This window comes from Burkholderia mayonis, from assembly GCF_001523745.2.
GTDB lineage: Bacteria > Pseudomonadota > Gammaproteobacteria > Burkholderiales > Burkholderiaceae > Burkholderia > Burkholderia mayonis.
On the sequence record NZ_CP013386.1, the window covers coordinates 1,115,624 to 1,134,521 of the forward strand.

At 66.8% G+C, this 18,898-nt stretch carries 18 protein-coding genes and 2 pseudogenes; 9 read left to right on the top strand and 11 right to left on the bottom strand.

Annotated features, from left to right (window positions below; translation table 11 throughout):
- Positions 1-234: 234 nt before the first annotated feature.
- Positions 235-1,193 (bottom strand): annotated as a pseudogene (locus tag WS70_RS05545) (LysR family transcriptional regulator).
- A gap of 91 nt (positions 1,194-1,284) precedes the next feature.
- Between WS70_RS05545 and WS70_RS05550 the strand changes: the two are divergent.
- Complete coding sequence (locus tag WS70_RS05550; RefSeq protein WP_059597273.1) at positions 1,285-1,782, top strand: GNAT family N-acetyltransferase; 498 nt, start codon at positions 1,285-1,287, stop codon at positions 1,780-1,782.
- Positions 1,783-1,829: 47 nt separating this feature from the next.
- On the opposite strand, the gene WS70_RS05555 is transcribed toward WS70_RS05550, so the two are convergent.
- The 4 genes from WS70_RS05555 to WS70_RS05575 form a co-directional block, all read right to left on the bottom strand.
- Positions 1,830-2,609, bottom strand: a complete 780-nt coding sequence (locus WS70_RS05555) for an ABC transporter ATP-binding protein (RefSeq protein WP_059469174.1) — start codon at positions 2,607-2,609, stop codon at positions 1,830-1,832.
- A 22-nt stretch (positions 2,610-2,631) separates the two neighbouring features.
- Positions 2,632-3,345 (bottom strand): ABC transporter permease, encoded by a 714-nt coding sequence (locus WS70_RS05560; RefSeq protein ID WP_059469173.1) that lies wholly within the window; start codon positions 3,343-3,345, stop codon positions 2,632-2,634.
- Positions 3,342-4,031, bottom strand: a complete 690-nt coding sequence (locus WS70_RS05565; protein WP_059469172.1) for an ABC transporter permease — start codon at positions 4,029-4,031, stop codon at positions 3,342-3,344. The genes WS70_RS05560 and WS70_RS05565 overlap by 4 nt, the downstream gene beginning before the upstream one ends.
- Before the next feature lie 210 nt (positions 4,032-4,241).
- Positions 4,242-5,018 (bottom strand): ABC transporter substrate-binding protein, encoded by a 777-nt coding sequence (locus tag WS70_RS05575; RefSeq protein ID WP_059469170.1) that lies wholly within the window; start codon positions 5,016-5,018, stop codon positions 4,242-4,244.
- Positions 5,019-5,422: 404 nt separating this feature from the next.
- On the opposite strand from WS70_RS05575, the gene WS70_RS05580 reads away from it, so the two are divergent.
- Complete coding sequence (locus WS70_RS05580) at positions 5,423-6,121, top strand: pirin family protein (protein WP_059597272.1); 699 nt, start codon at positions 5,423-5,425, stop codon at positions 6,119-6,121.
- Positions 6,122-6,573: 452 nt separating this feature from the next.
- Here the strand turns inward: WS70_RS05580 and WS70_RS05585 are convergent, their stop codons facing one another.
- Positions 6,574-7,119, bottom strand: a complete 546-nt coding sequence (locus WS70_RS05585; RefSeq protein WP_059597271.1) for a Spy/CpxP family protein refolding chaperone — start codon at positions 7,117-7,119, stop codon at positions 6,574-6,576.
- Between the two features lie 242 nt (positions 7,120-7,361).
- On the opposite strand from WS70_RS05585, the gene WS70_RS05590 reads away from it, so the two are divergent.
- Together WS70_RS05590 and WS70_RS05595 are read left to right on the top strand one after the other, a co-directional pair.
- On the top strand, positions 7,362-8,087 hold the full coding sequence (locus tag WS70_RS05590) for a response regulator (protein ID WP_059469167.1): 726 nt from the start codon (positions 7,362-7,364) through the stop codon (positions 8,085-8,087).
- Positions 8,071-9,381 carry an ATP-binding protein gene (locus WS70_RS05595; protein WP_059469166.1) on the top strand — a complete coding sequence of 437 codons (1,311 nt, stop codon included), beginning with the start codon at positions 8,071-8,073 and terminating at the stop codon, positions 9,379-9,381. The genes WS70_RS05590 and WS70_RS05595 overlap by 17 nt, the downstream gene beginning before the upstream one ends.
- A 73-nt stretch (positions 9,382-9,454) precedes the next feature.
- On the opposite strand, the gene WS70_RS05600 is transcribed toward WS70_RS05595, so the two are convergent.
- Positions 9,455-9,721: a double-stranded DNA-specific endonuclease gene (locus WS70_RS05600; RefSeq protein WP_059469165.1), complete on the bottom strand. Its 267-nt coding sequence runs from the start codon at positions 9,719-9,721 to the stop codon at positions 9,455-9,457.
- A 482-nt stretch (positions 9,722-10,203) separates the two neighbouring features.
- Between WS70_RS05600 and WS70_RS05610 the strand changes: the two genes are divergently transcribed.
- Both WS70_RS05610 and WS70_RS05615 read left to right on the top strand, forming a co-directional pair.
- The gene (locus WS70_RS05610; RefSeq protein WP_059469164.1) at positions 10,204-11,958 is read left to right on the top strand and encodes an ABC transporter permease; all 1,755 of its coding nucleotides are present in this window, start codon (positions 10,204-10,206) and stop codon (positions 11,956-11,958) included.
- Between the two features lie 41 nt (positions 11,959-11,999).
- The gene (locus tag WS70_RS05615) at positions 12,000-13,340 is read left to right on the top strand and encodes an ABC transporter ATP-binding protein (protein WP_059469163.1); all 1,341 of its coding nucleotides are present in this window, start codon (positions 12,000-12,002) and stop codon (positions 13,338-13,340) included.
- A gap of 324 nt (positions 13,341-13,664) precedes the next feature.
- On the opposite strand, the gene WS70_RS05620 is transcribed toward WS70_RS05615, so the two are convergent.
- Together WS70_RS05620 and WS70_RS05625 are read right to left on the bottom strand one after the other, a co-directional pair.
- The gene (locus tag WS70_RS05620) at positions 13,665-14,171 is read right to left on the bottom strand and encodes a hypothetical protein (protein ID WP_059469290.1); all 507 of its coding nucleotides are present in this window, start codon (positions 14,169-14,171) and stop codon (positions 13,665-13,667) included.
- Complete coding sequence (locus WS70_RS05625) at positions 14,168-14,719, bottom strand: hypothetical protein (RefSeq protein WP_059469162.1); 552 nt, start codon at positions 14,717-14,719, stop codon at positions 14,168-14,170. The genes WS70_RS05620 and WS70_RS05625 overlap by 4 nt, the downstream gene beginning before the upstream one ends.
- Positions 14,720-14,991: 272 nt before the next feature.
- Between WS70_RS05625 and WS70_RS05635 the strand changes: the two genes are divergently transcribed.
- The 3 genes from WS70_RS05635 (at position 14,992) to WS70_RS05645 (ending at position 17,355) form a co-directional block, all read left to right on the top strand.
- Complete coding sequence (locus WS70_RS05635) at positions 14,992-15,204, top strand: hypothetical protein (RefSeq protein ID WP_059469161.1); 213 nt, start codon at positions 14,992-14,994, stop codon at positions 15,202-15,204.
- A 131-nt stretch (positions 15,205-15,335) separates the two neighbouring features.
- Positions 15,336-16,754 (top strand): alpha,alpha-trehalose-phosphate synthase (UDP-forming), encoded by a 1,419-nt coding sequence (gene otsA, locus WS70_RS05640; RefSeq protein WP_059469160.1) that lies wholly within the window; start codon positions 15,336-15,338, stop codon positions 16,752-16,754.
- On the top strand, positions 16,747-17,355 hold the full coding sequence (locus WS70_RS05645; protein WP_059469159.1) for an AAA family ATPase: 609 nt from the start codon (positions 16,747-16,749) through the stop codon (positions 17,353-17,355). The genes otsA and WS70_RS05645 overlap by 8 nt, the downstream gene beginning before the upstream one ends.
- A 120-nt stretch (positions 17,356-17,475) precedes the next feature.
- Here the strand turns inward: WS70_RS05645 and WS70_RS05650 are convergent, their stop codons facing one another.
- On the bottom strand, positions 17,476-18,093 hold the full coding sequence (locus WS70_RS05650) for a glycine zipper domain-containing protein (RefSeq protein WP_059469158.1): 618 nt from the start codon (positions 18,091-18,093) through the stop codon (positions 17,476-17,478).
- 338 nt (positions 18,094-18,431) lie between these two features.
- A pseudogene (locus WS70_RS05655) lies at positions 18,432-18,602 on the bottom strand (IS110 family transposase); the annotation flags it as partial.
- Positions 18,603-18,898 lie beyond the last annotated feature (296 nt).

Here is an 18,898-nt window from a genome sequence, read left to right on the forward strand (position 1 = left end):
GTGCGCGGCCTCGCCGGACGACTTTCGTCAACGCGGCCGAATCCCTTGCCCGTCAAGGCACGCACGGAATCCGGCGGCATAGGTCAAGGATTGCCACTATTGACGCTGGAAATTCGTGAGGTTAAACGCGCCGGCGCTGATTGCGTCAGGAATCCGTAATGAAAACGCGGGTGGCGGACCGGGCGCGCGGCCGCCGTTTCGCCGCCTGCGACGCGGCGCAGGGCGGGGCCGACGTCAGCGCGCGCGAGCGGTCGACGCGACCGGAGCCGTATCCATCAGTTGCGCGCGAATCCAGCGGTGTGCGTCGGTCCGCGCGTGCTTCGCGTGCGAATACACCTTCACCGTGTAGCGGGGGATCTCGAACGGCGCGGCGAAGATCCGGATCGGCGCCGCGTGCCGCAGCACCTCGGCCGGATGGCGCGGAACCGTCATCAGCAGGTCGGAATCGGCGACGATGAAGGGCGCCGCGAGCACCGTCGGCAATTGCACGGCGACCTGCCGTTCGAGACCGAGCTTGTCGAGCACGTAGTCGATCACGCCGCGCGTCTCGTGCCACGGCGTGACGACGACGTGCCGCGCCGCGAGATATTGCGCGAGACTCGGGCGTCGCCGGATCGACGGATGGCGCTCGCTCGCGATCACGACGTAGTCGTCAGTGAGCCAGTCGAAGCTTTCGATGCCGGGCGCGACCGCGCCCGTTTCCTCGTGATAGCCGAGCGCGAAGTCGATCCGGCCGGCGGCCAGATCCTCGGTCGCGATCTTGCGGCCCGAATAGACGACGTGAAAACGCAATTGCGGCGCGACGCGCTGCATCCTGGAAATGAACGCGGGCAGCACCGCGAACGCCGTGTAGTCGGTCGCGGCGAATACGAACGTGCGCGTGCTGCGTTCCGGCTCGAAGCGGCGCGCGTGCGTTGCATGCCCTTGGACAGCACGTCGAGCGCCTCGCCGACCCAGCCCGCCATGTCCTCGGCTCGCACGGTCGGCTGCATCTCGTTGCCGAAGCGCACGAACAGCTCGTCGCCGAGCGCGTCGCTCAGCGCGGACGGACTGAGCGCGATCTCGTTCGCCGCAGCCGTGACCGAGCGATGGCGAAAGAGCGCGTCGAAGACGAGCAGCAGATTCAGATCGAGGCGGCGCAATGCGGGATGCATGACGTTCAATCGGAGATGAAGAAAATGCACTTCATTCATGGAATGACCTGAACGTAGCATGTCGACCTCGACAGCGCCAGCGGCCACGCGGCGCACATACTCGTCACGATCGGGCCGGGAGGGCCGCTACATGGATATCCGGATTCGAGCAGCCGCGGCGGACGACGCCGCGCTGATCCTGCGCTTCATCAACGAGCTCGCGATCTATGAAAAAGCCGAGGAGCAGGTGGTCGCGACAGTCGAATCGATCGAAGCGAGCCTCTTTCGCGGGGCGTCGCCCGCGCGCGCGCTGATCTGCGAGGCGGACGGCGAGCCGGCGGGCTTCGCGGTCTACTTCTTCTCGTATTCGACGTGGCTCGGCCGGCAGGGGCTGTATCTCGAGGATCTGTACGTATCGCCGCGCTTTCGCGGCGCGGGGGCAGGCAAGCGCCTGCTGCACGCGCTGGCGCGAATCGCGCTCGAGAACGGCTGCGGGCGCTTCGAATGGAGCGTGCTCGACTGGAACGCGCCCGCGATCCGTTTCTACGAGAGAATCGGCGCGAGCGCGCAGAGCGAATGGGTGCGTTACCGGCTCGCGGGCGACGCGCTGTGCGCGTTCGCGAGCGAAGCGCCTTCGGATGCGGCGTGACGAGACGGTTGTGCGGGCGGGGACGTGCGCCGCGCCTGCTTGGCGGTTTACTTGAGGCTGCCGGACAGGAACTGCTTCAGGCGCTCGCTCTTCGTGCGGCCGAACACATCTGCGGGCGCGCCTTCTTCCTCGACCCGTCCCTGGTGCAGGAACATCACGTGGTTCGACACATTGCGCGCGAAGCCCATCTCGTGCGTGACGACGATCATCGTCCGACCTTCCTCCGCGAGCTTCTGCATCACCTTCAGCACTTCGCCGACGAGTTCCGGATCGAGCGCCGACGTCGGTTCGTCGAACAGCATCACGTCCGGATGCATCGCCAGCGCCCGCGCGATCGCGACCCGCTGTTGCTGGCCGCCCGACAGGTGCGATGGATATTGCTTCTCGACGCGCGGCGCCAGCCCCACTTTCTCGAGGTATTCGCGCGCGCGCTCCTCGGCCTCGCGCTTCGGAATGCCGAGCACGTGCACGGGCGCTTCCATCACGTTCTCGAGCACGTTCATGTGCGCCCACAGATTGAAGTGCTGAAACACCATCGCGAGCTTCGTGCGCACGCGCTGCAACTGCTTCGAATCGGCCGCCTTGAGCGCGCCCGTCTTGTCCTGCGCGGTGCGCACTTCTTCGCCGTCGACGAAGATGCGACCCGCGTTGGGTTGCTCGAGGAAGTTGATGCAGCGGAGCATCGTGCTCTTGCCCGAACCGGACGAGCCGATCACGCTGATCACGTCGCCCGCGTTCGCGCGCAGCGAGACGCCTTTCAAAACTTCGTTGTTGCCGTAACGCTTGTGGAGATCGTCGACGAAGAGCTTGTGCATCTGGGTGTTCATCTGAGGCATGTCCGGGCGAAACTCATTTGCCTTGCGGGCGCAGATACGCGAGCCAGCGACGCTCGGCGCGGCGGAACAGCCACACGAGCGTAAACGAGATCGCGAGGTAGAGAAGGGCGGCGATGCCGAATGCGTGGAACGACATGTAGGTCGCTGAATTGACGTCGCGCGCGATCTTCAGGATGTCGGGCACGGTCGCCGTGAATGCGACCGTCGTCGCGTGCAGCATCAGGATCACTTCGTTGCTGTAGAGCGGCAGCGCGCGGCGCAGCGCCGACGGCAGCACGATCCGCCGATACAGCGTGAACGTCGACATCCCGTACGCGCGCGCGGCCTCGATCTCGCCGTACGTGGTCGCCTTGATCGCGCCCGCGAAGATCTCGGTCGTGTACGCGCAGGTGTTCAGCGTAAACGCGAGCAGCGTGCAGTTCATCCCGTCGCGGAAGAACGCGTCGAGCATCGGCGCGCCGCGCACGACCTGCAGGCTGTAGAGCCCGGTATAGCAGAGAAGCAGTTGCACGTAGAGCGGCGTGCCGCGGAACACGTACGTGTAGAGCCAGACGGCGCCCGCGAGCCACTTCTTCTTCGACACGCGCGCCACCGCGAGCGGCACGGACAGGCAGAAGCCGATCCCAATCGACACGACGAGCAGCCACAGCGTGATCGCGAGTCCCGTGAAGCGATACCCGTCGGTATACAGGTAGTTGCGCCAGTATTCTTGGATCAGCTCGATCATAGGTCAGCCTTGCGTACGCCCGTCGAATAACGCTTTTCGAGCCACATCAGCACGAAGTTCGAGATCGTCGTGATCGCGAGATAGATCGCGCCGGCGAGCAGCGTGAAGAAGAAGAACCGCAGCGTGCCCTTGCCCGCGTCCTGCGACGCCTTCACGACGTCGGCGAGGCCGATGATCGACACGAGCGCCGTCGACTTCACGAGCACTTGCCAGTTGTTGCCGATGCCGGGCAGCGCGAAGCGCATCATCTGCGGGAACATGATCCGCGTGAACACCTGCCAGTGCGTCATCCCGTACGCGCTGCCCGCTTCGAGCTGGCCGCGCGGCACCGACAGGAACGCGCCGCGAAATGTCTCGGTGAAGTACGCGCCGTAGATGAAGCCGAGCACGAGCACGCCGGCCGCGAACGGATCGATGTCGATCTGATCCCAGCTCATCAGATCGGTGAACTGGTTCAGCCAGATCTGCAGGCTGTAGAAGAGGAGCAGCATCAGCACGAGGTCCGGCACGCCGCGGATGAGCGTCGTGTAGAGCGTGCCGATCCCGCTCGACAAGCGGTTCTTCGACAGTTTCGCCGCCGCGCCGACGAGGCCGAGCAGAAACGACAGCGCGAGCGACAGCACCGCGAGCTTGACGGTCTGCCAGGTGCCGGAGAGTATCAGCGGGCCGTAGCCTTGAAGAAACATATGTAGTCCTTGACGGCGCGTCGTGCGCGCCGCGAAAGACGCGTCCCGCGTGTTGCGCGAGACGCCCCGTGCGTATCATTGCCGCTCCGCCTTCGCGGATCGCGCCGTCGCCTGCGTTCGGGCAGGGCGGCGGCGCTTCGCAGCGCGTGGTGTCGACCGCTGGTGCTGCACGGGCCGCGCGCCGGTCGCGACGCGCGGCCCGCTCGGCGGCTACTTCGCCGAATAGATGCGGTACGGGAAGTACTTGTGCGACAGCTTGTCGTACGTGCCGTCCTTGTGCATCGCCGCGAGCGCGCGGTCGATCGCGTCCTTCAGGTCCGCGTCTTCCTTGCGCAGCCCCATCGCGGTGCCATCGCCAAGCGTCTTCGGCTCCTTGACGGCCGGGCCCGCCCACGCGAAGCCCTTGCCGCGCGGCGTGCGCAGGAAGCCGTAATCGGCCTGCAACTCGTCTTGCAGCGTCGCATCGAGGCGGCCCGAGCCGAGATCGGCGTACACCTGATCCTGGTTCTGGTACGACACGATCGTCACGCCCTTCGGCTCCCAGTGCGCTTTCGCGAACGTCTCCTGGGTCGAGCCCTGCTCGACGCCGACGCGCTTGCCCTTCAGCGACTCGACGGTCGGCGCGAGCGGCGACCCCGCCTTCGCGATCATCCGCGCGGGCGCGTCGTACAGCTTGTCGGAGAAATCGATTTGCTCGCGGCGCTTGTCGGTGACGGTCAGCGACGACACGATCACGTCGAACTTCTTCGCCTTCAGCGCGGGGATGATGCCGTCGAGATCCTGCGGCGTCCAGACGCACTTCACGTTGATCCGCTTGCAGACTTCCTTCGCGAGATCGACGTCGAATCCGACGATCTCGCCGCTCGGCGCGGTCGATTCGAACGGCGGATAGCTGGCGTCGACGCCGATCCGCACGGTCTTCCACTCCTTCGCGAAGGCGCCGCCCGCCGCGATGGCGAGGGCCGCGCACAAGGCGAGCTTCTTCATGTCGTTCCTCATCCTGACTTCCCCGCCGCGCGGCCGGATGCACCGGGCATGCGCGCGCCGGGCGTATTCTAGGCGGCCAAAATTCGCGTTCGTCGATGCCGGTGCGGCCCGCTTTGGGGCGGAGCGCCGTCGACGGCGGCCAAAAGCGCGGTATTTTACCCGAACGCCGGCCGCGGCTTCGAAGAAACGGCGAGTGCGTCTCGCCGGCCGCTCGGCCGCCCGGCGCACGAAGCCGCACGACACATCGGTCGGCTCTTTGGCGTTGCCGCATGCCTATGCGCGGCGCGCCGCTTGTGCAGACGATTGCGCGGATCGGCGCAACGATCCGGTGCGCGCGCGCAGGATTGTTGCGGATGCGTGCCGCCCCTACATTCGAGGATGTCGATTTTTCAGTGGGAGGCGCCATGTTCCAGATCCGCCGCGCAGGTGACCGCGGTCATGCCAATCATGGCTGGCTCGATACCCGGCACAGCTTTTCGTTCGCCGACTATCGCGATCCCGATCACGTGCATTTCGGCGCGCTGCGCGTGCTGAACGACGACCGCATCGCGCCGACGCGGGGCTTCGGCATGCATCCGCACCGCGACATGGAGATCATCACGTACGTGCTCGACGGCGCGCTCGCGCACCGCGACAGCATGGGCAACGGCTCGATCATCCGCGCGGGCGACGTGCAGCGGATGAGCGCGGGCACGGGAATCGTGCACAGCGAATACAACGCGTCGCGGGACGCGCCGCTGCATCTGCTGCAGATCTGGCTGTTGCCGATCGAGCGGGGCGGCAAGCCCGGCTATCAGGAAGTGCGCTTCACCGACGCCGACAAGCGCGGCCGGTTGCGGCTCATCGCGTCGCCGGACGGGCGCGATGGGTCGGTATCGATGCGGGCGGACGCGTCGATCTACGCGGGCCTCGTCGATGGCGTCGAGCGCGCCGAGTTCGCGGGGCCGGCCGGGCGGCGCGTGTACGTGCACGTCGCGCGCGGCAGCGTGACGGTGAATGGCGAGGCGCTGGCGGCGGGCGACGGCGCGCGCATCGCCGACGTCGAGACCGTTGCGTTCGAGCGCGGCGAGCGCGCGGAGGTGCTGTTGTTCGATCTCGCGTGACGCGATTCGCGGCGGGCGGGAGGTCGGGCGCTTGGCACCGGCACGGAGAGACGGCGCAAGGAGAGGACGCGGCAAGCCGTGTGCCGATGCGAAAACACCGCGAGCGGGCGTGCGCCCGTTCGCGGTGTTTGCTTCAACGGCGACCGGTTGCCCGGCCGATAGCCACGGACGAGATACGGCCGACGAGATGCGATCGGTCGGAGCGCGTCGTCGGCCCGATGAAGCCAATCGGGCGGCGGATGGTCATGCCAAGCCGAGCGAGCGGGGGCCGATCACGCGGAACCGATCAAGCGGATCGATCCCGCGCGATCGCCCGGCCCGGCAGCCGAGCGCGCCCATACCCGCCGAACGCCGTCCGACCGGTCGCCAAAGGCCGCATCATGCAGCCGCGACGTAATCCATGGACGGCGCGACCCGCCCGAACCCACCGGGCGAAGCCGAGCCGCCCGGCGTCACTGCTGCGGCGCGGGCGCCGACGCGCCCTTCGCCGCGCGGCGCTGCTCCCAGCGCTCCTTCATCTTCGCGTGACGTTCCGCCATCTTCGCGAACTGCTGCTTGAGCGCCGTGCTGACCGTCGCCTTCTGCTGGTCGTTCAGGCCGTTGTAGAACGCGAGCCATGCGGACGCCGTCTGCTCGCGCAACTGCGCGTTCTGCTGCTCGGCCTGCTGGCGCGCCGCGTGCATCGCGTTCAGGTCGAGGATCGGCTGGTTCTGCTGCGCCTGGAACTGCTGGCGCAGCGCCTCATGGCTCTTGCGCATCGCCTCGCGGTTCTGCTTCATCGTGCCGACGGCGGCCTGCCATTGCTGCTCCTGCGCGGCGCTCAGGTTCAGCTTGTCGTGCACGCGCTGCATCATCATGAACGGGCCGCCGTCCATGTGGTGATGTTCGCCGTGGCCGCCCGGCGGCGGCATGTCGGGCGGCGCGGCGTGCGAGACGGCGCTGAACGAAAGGGCAAGCACGGCGGCGGCGATGGCCAGACGGGAAGTCTTCTTATACATTGAGCAACTCCTGTATTGAAAAGTCCGGTGCTGCGGCCGGCTCGGCGTTCGGGCGTTCGCGCCCCGCCGCCTGCCGGCATATCCGGTAAGGCGCAGCGTAGCCAAGCGGCGCCGCCGTCGTGTTACGCGCACTGCGGCCGCGTTTACCGCGCATTACACTTTGCTTGCGCGGTAATCCGCAGTAACCCTTTCGGGTATTTGTTTCGCTCAGCCCCGCCAACCTGCACGGTAAACTTCACGCCATGACTACTCAGATCCTCATCGTCGACGACGACCAAGAACTGCGCGACCTGCTGCGCGACTACCTCGTGCGGCAAGGCATCGAGGTCTCGGTGCTGCACGACGCCGCTTCGCTCGAAAAGCGCCTCGAACGCGAGCGCCCCGATCTCATCGTGCTCGACCTGATGATGCCGGGCGTCGACGGCCTGACCGCGCTGCGCCAGCTGCGCGCGGCGGGCGACGACATTCCGGTGATCATGCTGACGGCGCGCGCGGACGATGTCGACCGCATCGTCGGCCTCGAGCTCGGCGCGGATGATTACCTCGGCAAGCCGTTCAACCCGCGCGAGCTGCTCGCGCGCGCGCAGGCGGTGCTGCGCCGCCGTCGCGCGACGCCGTCGGCGGCCGCGCCCGAGCAGCGCGAGCCGTACGCGTTCGGCCGTTTCGTGCTCGATTTCCAGGCGCGCACGCTGTCGGTCGACGGCAAGCCGGCGACGCTGTCGAGCAGCGAATTCGCGCTCCTGAAGATCTTCGTCAACCATGCGTTGCGCACGCTGACCCGCGAGCGCCTGCTCGAACTGCTGCACGGCCCCGAGTACGACGGCACCGACCGCGGGATCGACGTGCAGGTCTGGCGCCTGCGCCGGATCCTCGAAACCGATCCGTCGACGCCGCGCTTCATCCAGACGGTGCGCGGACGCGGCTACGTGTTCGTGCCGAACGGCGAGGCTCATGCGCAAGCCCATTGATTCGCTGTTCGGGCGGCTCGCGCTCCTCGTCGTCTGCGTGCTGCTGCTGTCGCACTTTGCGTGGTACTTCGCGATCCGGCTCGAGCGCAATCAGTTCCAGGCGCGCTATGCGGTCGAGGAGGCCGCGTTCCTCGTCGACGCTGTGCGTCAACACGTCGAGCGCTCGCCCGACCAGCCGCTGCCGTCGCGCGTGCGGCTCGTCGCGCCGAGCAGCAGCGACGTGCCGGAGGCGAACCAGGATCTGCCGCCCTCGCTCAGGCGCTTCACCGACGACCTGCGCGACCGCCTGCCGTCCGGCACGCTGGTACGCATCGGCAAGCCGGGCCGGCCGCCCGTGCTGTGGGTGAAGCAGCCGACCGACCGCGACTGGATCGTCGTGCCGGCGCAGCCGCTGCGGCCGCCGCGCCCGCTCGACCGGATGGTGCTCTGGCTCGTGATGATCTTTTCTGCTGCGGTGATGGCGGCGCTCTTCGCCGCGTGGCAGTTGCAGCAGCCGCTCAGCTCGCTCGCGCGCGCGGTCGCGCGTTTCGGCCGCGGAATGGCGGTGCCGCCGCTGCCCGAGCGCGGGCCGCGCGAGCTGCGCCAGCTCACGCATGGCTTCAATCAGATGGTTCAGCAGGTGTCGCGCGCAGAGAACGATCGAGCGGTGATGCTCGCGGGCGTCGCGCACGACCTGCGCACGCCGCTCGCACGGATGCGGCTGCGCGCCGAGATGATGGAGGACGCGCGGCTGCGCGACGGCGTCGTGCGCGACGTCGACTCGATGACGCACATCGTCGACCAGTTCCTCGTGTTCGCGCACGGCGACGCCGATCGCAGCGAGGCCGTGCCCGTCGATCAGGCGTGCGAGCGGATCGCGCGCACCTATCGCGCGGTGTCGCCGAACGCGCCCACCGTGCAGACCGATCTCACGGCGGGGCCGGGCTTCCGCCTGCCGACGGCGACGCTCGACCGGGTGCTGTCGAACCTGCTCGACAACGCGCACGCGTACGGCGCGCCGCCCGTCGTGATCGCGACCGTGCGCACCGCGACGGGCTACACGCTGACGGTCAGCGACCACGGCAAAGGCATTGCGCCGCGCGATCTGGCCGATGCGACGCGCCCGTTCGTGCGGCTCGATCCGGCGCGCGGCGGCAACGGGCATAGCGGCCTCGGGCTCGCGATCGTCGAACGGCTCGTGCAGCGCACGGGCGGCGCGTGCGAGATTGGCAACCGGGAAGAAGGGGGGCTGCGGGTCGCGATGTCGTTTCCGTTCGACGTCATGCCGAAGGCGGAACCGCAGGCTGCGTCCTGACGCGCCGCCGCCCGGGCGGCGCGGGATCCTCGTGCGTCCGGCGCGACCCCGCCGGGCGCCCGAGGGCGGCGGGTCACTCGCCGAAGAGCGTGCTGAGCGTCTCGGCGGCGTTGCTGTCGATCGTGTTGTAGGTGACGCTCGTCGCCTCGAAGATGTAGAGCGTGGTGTATTTGCCGAGACGGTCGAGGATGTCCTCCTGAAGCGTCTCCGGCACGATGTTCATGTTCAGATACCAGGCCGTCGACGACAGCCGCGTCTGGAACGAGCCGTATTCCTGCATCAGTTGATCGAACGCTTCGGCGTCCTGGTCCCGGCACACGATAACCAGATTTCCTGCCATTCACTCCTCCTGATTGACCATCGGCCCTTGATGGGGCAAACACCGATCATACCTGCTTCGCGGCATTCGTTTGCCGACGAGCGTCTCGGTTGTGCGCGTTCGCCCGCAGGGCGGGTTCACGGCAGGGCAGGATCGCGGCATAATCCGACGTTGCGGCGCAGCAGCGGCCAGCCGGCGCGCCGTCATCTCTCGCAGATTCGCCCGCCGCTCGCCCGTTCCGGGTCGGATGCGTTCGCGGCGGAGTCGAAATTCCACCGTTCGTCACTCAGAAGGTTGTGCCTGAAATATAGGATGTAGTAGTGTCGTGCCGTCGCGAGGATCGGGCGATCCCCGCGTCGCGTGTGGAAGCCGGTACCCTGGGGGCGGCTTCCGCGGCACCCGCAGTCAAAACGAATTACCGCATAAGCGCGCCTTGCCATGAGTCACATTCGCTTTCTGGCCTCATTTTTCGAGTCGCACGGCCTTGCCGGGGAGGGCGCCTGATGGATCTCGGATTCAATCCGAACCGGATCGCCAACGCATCCGCGTGGCGCGTCCTGCCTAACCGTTGGGACTTCATCGCGTTCCCGCTCATCATTTGCGTGATTGCGATGGCAGTGGTCGGCTTTCACGAGACGATGGCGCCCATCGCGACGCTCAACACGCAGAAGATCTCGCTCGATCCGGCGAACTTGCCCGAGTACGCGCTGCGCACGACGCTGCGGATGCTGGCCGCGATGGTCGCGTCGCTCGTCTTCACGCTCGTGTACGGCACGCTCGCAGCGAAAAGCCGCCGCGCGGGGATGGTGCTCGTGCCGATCCTCGACATCCTGCAGTCGGTGCCCGTCCTCGGCTACATCTCGTTTACGGTCACGTTCTTCCTCGCGCTTTTCCCTAGCCGCGTGCTGGGTGCCGAGCTCGCGGCGATCTTCGCGATCTTCACGAGCCAGGCGTGGAACATGACGTTCAGCTTCTACCAGTCGCTGCGCACGGTGCCGCGCGATCTCGACGAGGTGTCGCGCGGCTTCCACCTGACGTCGTGGCAGCGCTTCTGGAAGCTGGAAGTGCCGTTCTCGATGCCGGGCCTCATCTGGAACATGATGATGTCGATGTCGGGCGGCTGGTTCTTCGTCGTCGCGTCCGAGGCGATCACGGTCGGCAACAATACGATCACGCTGCCGGGCGTCGGCGCGTATCTCGCGCAGGCGATTTCCGACAAGAATCTGCACGCGGTCGGCTGGGTGATTCTTGCGATGACGATCGTGATCCTCGCATACGACCAACTGCTGTTCCGTCCGCTCGTCGCGTGGGCGGACAAGTTCCGGATGGAAACGACGAGTTCGGGCAACGCGCCCGAATCGTGGCTCCTCGACCTCGTGCGCCGCACGCGCTTGATTCATCAATTGCTCGTGCCGGCCGGCTGGTTGTTGGCGAAGACGGCGCGGATTCCGCTGCGCGTGCCGTCGTTCGACACCGTGCGCTTCACGATGCCGCGCGTCGAAAAGAAGGCGTCGCGCGTTGCCGACATCGCCTGGGCGATTCTCGTGATCGTCGGCACGATCTACGTCGTCTGGCGCGTATTCGTCTACGTGAAGACGGGCGTGACGCTCGCCGAGGTTGGTCACGTGTTCGTGCTCGGGCTCATCACGCTCCTGCGCGTCATGCTGTTGATCGCGATCGCGTCGGTGATCTGGGTGCCGATCGGCGTGTGGATCGGCCTGCGGCCCGCGATTGCCGAAAAGGTGCAGCCGATCGCGCAGTTTCTCGCGGCGTTTCCGGCGAACCTGCTGTTCCCGGTGTTCGTGATCGTGATCGCGCACTACCGGCTGAACGCCGACATCTGGCTGTCACCCCTCATCGTGCTCGGCACCCAGTGGTATATCCTGTTCAACGTGATCGCGGGCGCGACCGCCTATCCGAACGACTATCGCGAAGCGGCCACCAATTTCCGCATCCGCGGCTGGCAGTGGTGGCGGCAGGCGATCCTCCCCGGCATCTTCCCGTACTACGTGACGGGCGCGATTACCGCGTCGGGCGGCGCGTGGAACGCGAGCATCGTGTCGGAGCTCGTCCAGTGGGGCGACACGAAGATCCAGGCGCACGGCCTCGGCGCGTACATCGCGCAGACGACGGCTGCGGGCGACTACCCGAAGATCATCCTGGGCATCGCCGTGATGTCCCTGTTCGTCACCTTGTTCAACCGCCTGTTGTGGCGTCCGCTGTACGCGTACGCCGAAGCCAAGCTGCGGCTCGATTGAGACCATGTCAGCCGATTGAGACCGACCGAGAGCAAAACGCGATGCAAAACCCGAATGATGTAAACGCACCCGTCCAGACGCCGGCCGCGCCGCCGCGCGCCGGCGAAGAAATCCTGCACGTCGAGAACGTGAGCCGCGGCTTCAACAAGACACAAGGCGAGCTGCTCGTGCTCGACGGCGTGAACCTGTCGCTGCGCGAAGGAGAGATCGTCGGCTTGCTCGGCCGCTCGGGCTCCGGCAAGTCGACGCTCTTGCGCATCATCGCCGGCCTCATCGAGCCGACGGGCGGCGAGATTGGATATCTCGGCAAGCCGTTGCGCGGTCCCGCCGAAGGCGTCGCGATGGTGTTCCAGACCTTCGCGCTGTTTCCGTGGCTCACCGTGCTGCAGAACGTCGAAGCAGGCCTCGAGGCGCTCGGCGTCGGCGCGCGCGAGCGGCGCGAGCGCGCGCTCGCCGCGATCGACCTGATCGGCCTCGACGGCTTCGAGAATGCATATCCGCGCGAGCTGTCGGGCGGCATGCGCCAGCGCGTCGGCTTCGCGCGCGCGCTCGTCGTCGATCCGACGCTGCTGCTGATGGACGAACCGTTCTCCGCGCTCGACGTGCTGACGGCCGAGACGCTGCGTACCGATCTGCTCGATCTGTGGACGCAGGGCCGGATGCCGATCAAGTCGGTGCTGATCGTCACGCACAACATCGAGGAAGCGGTGTTCATGTGCGACCGGATCCTCGTGCTGTCGTCGAATCCGGGGCGCGTGATCGCCGAGATCAAGGTGCCGTTCAAGCATCCGCGCAACCGTCTCGACCCGGCGTTCCGCCGGCTCGTCGACGACATCTACGCGAAGATGACCGCGCGCCAGGTCGGCGAGGCGACGAAGAAGGGGCTCGAGCTCGGCAGCTGGCTGCCGCAGGTGTCGACGAACCTGATGGCGGGTCTCATCGAAACGCTTGCCGCGCCGCCGTACCACGGCCGTGCGGACATGCCGGAAATCGCGCGCACGCTGCATCTCGAGGTCGACGACCTGTTTCCGATCGCCGAAGTGCTGCAGTACCTCGGCTTCGCCGATGTGCGGGAGGGCGACGTGTTCCTGACGCCGCCTGGCCGCGTGTTCGCCGAGTTCGGCACGCAGGAGCGCAAGATGATGTTCGCCGAGCATCTGCTGCGCCACGTGCCGCTCGCCGCGCGGATCAAGAAGGTGCTGAACGAGCGTCCGGGCCATCGCGCGCCGCGCGTGCGCTTCGAGCAGGAGCTCGAGGACTTCCTGTCGGACGGCGCGGCCGAGGAGACGCTCGACGCGGTGATCGACTGGGGCCGGTACGGCGAGATCTTCTCGTACAACGACCAGACCGAGATCTTCAGTCTCGAGGACGTCGAGTCCTGAGCGAAGGCGGTCCGTTCGCGGCCCGCGGGCTGTCGATCGGCGAGGAAGGAAAGAGGCTTGTGGTCGCCTCGTGCGCCGTCGCTGCGGCGCGCGGCCGCAAGCGCGTTCGGATTCGTTTGCGCGTCGAGCGGGAGAGGGCGAGGCGAGGACCATGGCCGCGGGGCGGCGGTGTTCGAGGCCGCGCCGCATGCCGCTGCCTAGTGTAGGGTTTCGCTCTCGATGGAACTTAAAATCGCCATGAAAATCTTGTGCGCATTGGGCTTCGTACGTTTCAAATAGCGTAAAACACCACACTGAACGTGGCGGCCACCCGAAACGCCGGCGTTATTGCAGATTGCCCCAGCGCTCGACGGCCGGCTCCGCCGACGCCCATTGCCAGCCGTGCGTATCCTGGCACGCGCTCGCCAAGTACCATTCCGCGCGCGTGCCGTCCTTCATCGAAAACGCGAATTCCTTGCAGAGCGCGAGCGGCGTCTGGAACGCACGCGTCACGCGCACCTCGCCTTCGCCGTTTTCGAGCGGCACCCTGTTCTTCACCTGCCACGCGCGGGCCTCGCCGACCGCGAGACCGCCCGCCGCCTGCGCGATCGCATCCTGCTGATTCTTATGCAGCTGCTTCATCGTCCGGTTGACGACTTCGTCGGTGGCCGCCTGCACCGCGATGCCGACGCCGACGCCGACAGCCGGATTCGCGGTGACGAGGCCCGTCGCCGCGCCCGCGAGCGCGCCGCTCGCCGCGCCGACCGAGCCGCAGCCGGAGAGGCCGATCGTCGCCGCGGCGAGCACGAGCGAGGTCGCGAGCGGCAGCGCCGCGCGCGCGCTCACGCTCATTGCAGCGCGCCCCAGCGCGCGGTCGCGGGCTCCGCGGACGCCCACTGCCACGCCGGGCCGTCCCGGCAGATCGTCGCGACGTAGAAGCCCGATTGCGCGGGCGCGTTCTGCTTCGCGTCGGTATCGACCGAGAACACGATTTCCTTGCAGTCGAGCGGTCCGACGCTGATGAGCCGGCTCACGGTCACGCGGCCGTGCTCGTCGTCCTCGATCGGGAACGAGTGATGCGTCGACCAAGGCGCGACGCCGCCGATGTCGAGCGGCCCGGCCGCCGTCGCGATCTGCGCCTGCGAGTAGCGGTGCGCGACGCGCTGCGTGTACTGGACGCCTGCCCGCGCGCCCGCGACGGCGCCGAGGCCGATGCCGGTCGCGACGGCGGCGTTGTTGGTGACTTTCGATGCGATGGCTGCGCCGGCGATACCGGCGCCTGCCGTCGCGCCTTCGCTATAGAGCGAATTGCAGCCGGACAGCAGCGTGGAGAGTGCGGCGGCGCCGAGCGTAGCCCACGCGGCCCAACGGCGCGTGGGCCGTGCGATGCGATGGTTCATCCCTGAATGCGGTCCTGTCTTCGTGCGTTGCGCGTGTGCGCCGCGAGCGTAGAGCGCCATTGTTTCGCAATTGTCCGACGAGAAATGCAAACAATTGACAAACGTTTGCCGCGCACATCGAGCGCGCGCGAGCGGCAATATTGTGGTGCAAAGCCACGCTGAGGGGTCGAATCGTTACAAATTGAATGTAATTGTTACCGTGAACCAAGCCCAGGGCACCTAGACTAAATAGCTATGGACTGTTTCACCGACGGCCTCGCGCCGCTCCGATCATGAGACACCCTGCCAAGCGCCGCTCCAAGCGCCCCGAGCATCGCGGGCGCGACGCCGGCACCGGCCCGTCGCGGCCGGCCAACGTTCAGAACGCTCCCGCGCCTGCCGGCTCCGCGCCCGATACGCCGACGGACGGCGATCACAACCAGGGCGGCACCCGCCCGGAAGGGCTCGACTATCAACGCGACCTCGGCTCGGAGCAGGATGCATGAGGACGCCCTTGTTACATGTACTTGCATTTTTAACATTTGAACCGTCGCGAGGTGGCATGCGACTTGCCTGATTCGACGGGAGCGCCGTTTCCTGTCCGCCGGGCAATCTGAATACAGGAGGGTAAGCCGTAATGAGCAGATTGATCGTGGTATCGAATCGGGTGGCGGCCGGTCAGGATGCGCGTCCGACTGCGGGCGGACTGGCGGTCGGCGTGCTCGACGCACTGAAGGAAACGGGCGGCGTCTGGTTCGGCTGGAACGGCGAGATCGCCGGCGCGCCGGGCGAGCCCGTGATCGAGCGGGACGGCAAGGTCACCTACGCAACCGTCGGCCTCACGCGCCGCGACTACGACCAGTACTACCGCGGCTTCTCGAACGCGACGCTCTGGCCGGTATTCCACTATCGCGGCGACCTCGCGCGCTTCGATCGCCAGGAATACGCGGGCTATCTGCGCGTGAACTGCTCGCTCGCGAAGCAGTTGCGCGCGCTCGTTCAACCCGACGACATCATCTGGGTGCACGACTACCACCTGCTGCCGTTCGCGCATTGCCTGCGCGAGCTCGGCGTGAAGAATCCGATCGGCTTCTTCCTGCACATCCCGTTTCCGACGCCTGAGATCCTGCGCATGGTGCCGCCGCACGAGGAGCTCGTGAAGTTCATGTGCGCGTACGACGTCGTCGGCTTCCAGACGGAAAGCGACAAGCAGGGGTTCGTCGACTACATCGAGCGGCGCGGGCACGGCACGTCGAGCGACGACGGGATGCTCCATGCGCACGGCCGCGTCGTGAAGGTCGCCGCGTATCCGATCGGCATCTATCCGGACGCGATCGGCAAGGCGGCCGTCGAATACGGCTCGCGCAAGGCGGTGAAGGCGCTGCGCGACACGACGGGCGACCGCAAGCTCGTGATCAGCGTCGATCGTCTCGATTACTCGAAGGGGCTCGTCGAGCGCTTCCAGGCGTTCGAGCGGATGCTCGCGAACGCGCCCGGCTGGCAAGGGCGCGTGTCGCTCGTGCAGATCGCGCCGCCGACCCGCTCCGACGTGCAGACCTACCAGCGCATCCGCCAGACGCTAGAAGGCGAGGCGGGGCGCATCAACGGCCGCTTCGCGCAGCTCGACTGGACGCCGATCCAGTACCTGAACCGCAAGTACGAGCGCAACCTGCTGATGGCGCTGTTCAGGCTGTCGCAGGTCGGCTACGTGACGCCGCTGCGCGACGGGATGAATCTCGTCGCGAAGGAGTACGTCGCATCGCAGGATCCGAACGATCCGGGCGTGCTCGTGCTGTCGGAATTCGCGGGCGCGGCGGCCGAGCTGCCGGGTGCGCTGCTCGTCAATCCGTTCGACTTGTCGCAGATGGCGGAATCGCTCGAGCGTGCGCTCGCGATGCCGCTCGAGGAACGGCAGGCGCGTCACGCGGACAACATCGCGCGGCTGCGCCGGAACGATCTGTCGGTGTGGCGCGATTCGTTCCTGACCGATCTGCGTAGCGTCGCGACGGCGGTGTCCGTCACGCAGCGCGCGGGGCGGCGCGTCGCGAATGCTTGATACGGGCGTCGAAGCGCGCGCCGGCGAGCCCGGCGCCGATGCCGATGCGGACGCGGCAGTCGCGCGTTTCTTCGTGATCACGGGCGGGCCCGGCTCGGGCAAAAGCACGCTGATCGATGCGCTCGAAGCGCGCGGCTATGCACGCTCGCACGAAGCCGGGCGCGGCGTGATCCAGGATCAGATGGCGATCGGCGGCCACGCGCTGCCGTGGCGCGATCCCGCCGCGTTCGCCGAATTGATGCTCAGTTGGGAGATGCGCTCGCACCGTCTCGCGCGCGGTGCGCGCGGGCCCGTCTTCTTCGATCGCGGCGTGCCGGACGTGATCGGCTATCTGCACCTGTCCGCGCTGCCCGTTCCCGCGCATCTCGCCGCGGCCGCCGATCGATTCCGCTATCGCCGCGACGTGTTCATCGCGCCGCCGTGGCCGGAGATCTATGCGAAGGACGTCGAACGAAAGCAGGATTACGCGGAGGCTGTGCGTACCTACGATGCGATGGTCGATACGTACGCGGCATGCGGCTATCGGCTGATCGAATTGCCGCGCGCGAGCGTCGACGAGCGCTGCCGCTTCGTGCTCGACGTCGTCGCGGCGGCGGCGTGACCGCCGCCGCGCGTTCCGTCTCTTCCTCTGCGCGGTGAGGGCGCCGATCGGCATCGCACCGGCCCGGCGCCTTTGCCGTCGTCGTTTCGATTTTTCGTTCGATGCACGCGGTCGCGTCGCTCAAGCGTGGCGATGCGTCGGCTGCTGCTGCGCGCCGGTGAAAGGCTCGGGCGTGCGGGTCGGATCGAAGTCCGCCCAGCGGCCCGACTGCCAGCGTCCCGTCGCGCGTTCGATGTCGCCGCCGCCTGCCTCGGCGAGCACGCGTGCGGCTTCGCCTTGCGAATCGGTCGTCACGTGCACGGCGACGAGCATTCCCGACGCGCGCATTTCGTGATGGATCGCTTCGTGCGTGATTTCGCGCACATGCGCGCGAGAGAAGTCTTCCTTGTGCATCATTCTGCCGAGCCATCCGCCGAGATACGCGCCGACGCCCGCGGCACAGATCGCGACGACGAGCGACGGGGTGGCGAGCGAAAACAGCGCGACGCCGAAGATGGCGCCGACGACGGCGCCGATCGTCGCGCCGTGCCTCGCATGCTGCATCGCGCCGATGGGAGGCGGCGCGGCCGGGGGGGCGGCGTGGGACGGGTATTCCGACGATTGCCGCGCGTGCTGGCCGCGCGGATTGACGAAGAACAGACTGACGTCCTCGGCGACGAAGCCGCTGTCGAGAAGCCGCTTGGCGGCGGCCTCGGCGGCGCGCTGCGTCGTGAAGCGTGCTGCGACGATCAATGACATGACGCCTATATGAACGCGTCCCGTTTGCCACAGTTTTCGTGTGTTTCTGACTGACAGGATGGGCAGCGGCTCTATATCCGGCCTTGTTGCAGCCGGTTCTGCCGCTGCGGGCCCCGATGAAATATGCTGACTCGCACCTCATTCTGCTGGCGAGCTGGAAGCTCTAGGCGCCATACAGGTTTAGCGAGTCCCGGTCCTACCTGGCTTGTCATCACACTCGATTGCTGCGCAATCTTTCGACGTTCACCCTGTGTTAAAGATTGACCTTCTACTTCGTGTGAGCCGGTCAAATCGGCTTCACGCTCACGTAGGCTTTGCAGTACGGCCGGTCATGAGCGGGCACCGCCGCACGCTTCCATCCCGATCAGACATGGCGCTCTGTTCGCAAAATGCTCCAGAAACTTCGCCCGCTTGATCGGCTTGTTCACGATCTCTCCGCTTGTCTGATCGACGTAATGCACCCGGAAAACCTGCTTGGCGATATCTATGCCCACGGCCATACTGTTCATCGTGGATCCTCCGGTTGCCGGGAAATGCGTGCATTTTCCACCTGGGCACTTCGATGCCTTTGGCCCGTGAGGATCCTCCTTCTTCCTTCGCTCACTCGGTCACGGGGTGGGACGCGGTCATTTCATTCTCCTGACGATGGCGTAAAGGCCATCCGAAGCCCGTCGCCCGAACGGCGGATGCGCTCGACTTGCGGCGCGGGCATGTGTTGGACAGACGAAGCGGGAAGGAGTGCTGGCGCGGATGGGGCGGGTGTGCGGATTTGGGGGAGGTTTGTCGCGGTGACCGGCGGGGAATA